Origin of the sequence: Kitasatospora sp. NPDC059571 (assembly GCF_042735675.1) — a bacterium.
Lineage (GTDB): Bacteria > Actinomycetota > Actinomycetes > Streptomycetales > Streptomycetaceae > Kitasatospora.
The window spans coordinates 1-3,189 of the sequence record NZ_JBHWBW010000667.1; the positions used below are offsets into that span (position 1 = coordinate 1).

2 protein-coding genes and 1 pseudogene are annotated in these 3,189 nt (G+C 81.2%); all 3 read right to left on the bottom strand.

From position 1 onward, the window contains the following. Positions 1 to 41 precede the first annotated feature (41 nt). On the bottom strand, positions 42 to 197 hold the full coding sequence (locus ACFV0G_RS37520; protein WP_380557748.1) for a hypothetical protein: 156 nt from the start codon (positions 195 to 197) through the stop codon (positions 42 to 44). A 182-nt stretch (positions 198 to 379) separates the two neighbouring features. Continuing rightward, positions 380 to 2,365 carry an alpha/beta hydrolase family protein gene (locus tag ACFV0G_RS37525; RefSeq protein ID WP_380557751.1) on the bottom strand — a complete coding sequence of 662 codons (1,986 nt, stop codon included), beginning with the start codon at positions 2,363 to 2,365 and terminating at the stop codon, positions 380 to 382. 100 nt (positions 2,366 to 2,465) lie between these two features. After that, positions 2,466 to 3,189, bottom strand: a pseudogene (locus ACFV0G_RS37530) (hypothetical protein); the annotation flags it as partial.

Sequence of the window (3,189 nt, forward strand, 5' to 3'; positions counted from 1 at the left end):
GGCCCGGGGCACCCGCCCCGGGCCGCGGGGTCCTCCTGCGGTCAGCGGCGGTGCCGCCCGTGCGGGTCGGCGTCGGGGCGGTCGTCCGCGGCGGTGAATCCCCGGTGGCGGCCGTGCGCGTTGTCGTCGGCCGCGGCCGCGTCGGCGCCGCGCGCGGTGCGGTCGTGCTCGGTGGTGTCGGTGAGGGTCTCGGACATCTGGCTCTGTCTTCTCCGTGCTGTCGGGCGCTGCGGGTGCAGCGTCGGGCGGGCCGGTTGCGGTCACGGCCCGGGCGGGCGCCGCCGAGGCGGCCGAACGCGACAGCAGCCTACCCAGCCCGTCACTGCCCGCGCACGGACGCCGCCGATCCGGTGGCCGCCGCCCGGCGGAAGGGGGCGGCTCAGCCCGGTCGACCGGTCCGCAGGAAGCCCGCCAGCAGCTCGTGCAGGACGGCCGCGCCCTCCTCGGCCAGCAGCTCGTGACCGGCGCCGGCCGCCTCCACGTACCGGAACGCGGAGCCGTCGGTGCGGCCGAGCCGCAGCAGCTCCTGCCGCAGCGTCCGGGACTGGCCGACCGGCACCACCTCGTCCCGGTCGCCGTGCAGCACCAGCAGCGGCGCGGGGAGCCGGTGGGCGAGCTGCAGGACGTCGCGCGGGCCGCGCTCGTCGTCCAGCGGCACGTCGCCGCCCAGCCGGGTGGTCAGCGCCCGGACCGGCGCCGCCGACTCGGCCAGCAGCCGCTGCCCGGACAGGAACGGGGCGACCACCGCGCAGCGCGCGACCTGCCCGGCCGGCGCGTGCGCCGCGGCGAGCAGGGCGAGGAAGCCGCCGTAGCTGACCCCGAACAGGGCGGGCGGCTCCAGGCCGAGTGCGGCGCGCTGCTCGGCCAGGGTGCCCAGCAGGTGCAGCACGTCCTCCAGGTCGGGGCCGCCCCAGGCGTCCTGGATGGCCGCGGCGTGCTCCGGACCGTAGCCGCTGGAGCCGCGCTGGTTCGGGGCGACCACGGCGAGGCCGGCGGCCGCCATCCGCTGCAGGACCGGGTCGAACTCCAACCGCCAGGCGTCGGCCGGGCCGCCGTGCAGCGCCAGCACCAGCTGCGGCGCACTCACCCAGGTCGCACCGCCGTACACCACCGCCTCCACCGGCCCGGCCGGGCCGGTCAGCTCCACGGCCCGGGCGCCGTGCCACGTCCCGCCGTCCGGCGGCGTCGCCGAGCCGTCCAGCCGCCAGCCGCCGGGCGGGCCGGCCGCCAGCGGGGCTCGGGCCGGCGGCACCGGAGAGCCGTCCGGCGGGTACGGCCGGTCGGGGCCGAGCGGGGCGAGGTGCAGCGGGAGCGGTCCGCCGGCGGCCGGGGGCCCGGCCGGGTCCGGGGCGAGCAGCGCGTCGAGGTCCAGGGTGGCCAGCGCGGCCGGCCGGTCGGGCGCCGAGTACGGCACCCGCAGGCCCGCCGCGGACCAGTGGGCGACCGCGCCGAAGCGGCCGGGCGGCACGGCCAGCCGCACGGGCCGGGCGGTGCCGGGCCGCCACACCAGCAGCGCCGAGGCGGCGCCCCGGTCGGCGAGCAGCACCACCCGCGGCCCCTCGCCGGCCTCGGCGGCGGGCGCCAGGGCGATCGGCTGCAGGTGCACGCCCATGGCGTGCAGGTACTCGGGGAAGCGGATCGGGCCGGCCGCGCCGAGCAGGCCCCAGCCGAGCCGGTCACTGCCGGCCGCATCGCTGCGGACCACGCCGAGGCCGCTCGCCGCGTCGTAGCGCAGCAGCCGGTCGTTGCTCTGCTCGCCGAGCTCCAGCAGCGGGGTGACGGCGCCGGTGGCGAGGTCCACGGCGACCGTGCGGACGTGCCCGGCGGCGAGCCGGTCCAGGGCGAGCAGCCGCCCGGTACCGTCCAGCCAGACGCCGCCGCCGTACACGCCGGGCAGTTCGGCCAGCGGCTCCGGTGGTGCGCCGTCGGAGCGGATCCGCCAGAGGGTGGTGACCGGCCGGGTGTCGGTGCCGAGCGCCAGCGCGACCGGGCCGCCCGCGGGGTGCGCGGCCGGCAGCGACAGCAGCCGCAGCGCCGGGACCTGCAGCGCCGCCAGCTCCCGCTCCCGGTCGTCGTCGGCGGGGGAGAGCAGGACGAGGGCGTGCCGGTCGCCCCGGTGCCGGCAGAGCAGCACCCGGCCGTCGGCCAGCGCCAGCGGCTGGGCCAGCATGCTCTCCGAGCGGCCGCCGGGCAGCGGCAGCGCCCCGGCCTCGGCGGCCGTGCCGTCGCCGGGCAGCCGCCAGGTCTCGGCGAACCAGTCGCCGTCCGGCCCCGCGGCCAGGCAGGCGGCGTACGAGCCGTCCGGCGCGAAGGTGAAACTCAGCCGGCGCACGGCCTGCGCGGCGGTGCGGGGAACGGTGCTCACCGGCGGCTCTCCTCCTGGGGTCGGGGGGTGGTGGGGTGGCCGGCGGCCGGGGAGCCGCCGGGGCCGTGCTGCGCCGTGCTCGTCCCGGCGGCGCCGGGCGTCAGTGGGCGACGGCGAGGACGGCCCGGGCCCGGTCCGCCGTCCACCGCTGGGCGGGGTCGGCGGCGCGCAGGCCGAGGACGACCGGGGCCAGCCGGCGGGCGGTCTCGCCCTGCCGGGCGGCCGCGGCGAGCCAGCGGGAGAGGCGTGCGGTGGCGGACGGCGGCTCGGGCGTGCCGGGGCGGGCCTCGGGGAAGTCCTCGGCGAGCAGCGGCAGCCGGCCGGTGGCGAGCAGGAAGAGCAGCGCGCCGAGGGCCTGCCCGTCCGCACCGCGCCGGGCGCGGGCCGCGGCGAGCGAGCCGGGCTCCGCACAGGCGGCCGTGCCGGTCAGGCGCACCGCCCCGTCGGGCCGGACGACGACGTGCCCGGGGGACAGCGAGGCCAGCGGCAGACCCTCGGCGCGGGCGCCGCCGACCAGCGCGGCCAGCGCCAGGGCGACCGGGCGGGCCTGCGCCCACGGCACGCCGGGCGCCCCGTCCTGGGGCAGCCGTTCGGCCACCCAGGTGTCCAGCGGGCGGCCCGGCACGTGGGCGCGCACCAGGTGGAGCGCGTCCTGACGGCCGATCAGGGCGAGGGTGCGGGCGGCGAGCCCGGCGCGGCCGAGGCGGGCGAGCAACCGGGCCTCCCGCCGCAGCGCGTCGCGCTCGGCCCGGGCCCCGGCGCCGTCGCCGAGGGCGGCCCGGCGTACGGCGACCCGCTCGCCGGTCACGGTGTCGGTGCCGAGC

Excerpts from the sequence above, each read along its gene's own strand:
- ACFV0G_RS37520 (WP_380557748.1), bottom strand. The coding sequence starts at position 197 with ATGTCCGAGACCCTCACCGACACCACCGAGCACGACCGCACCGCGCGC.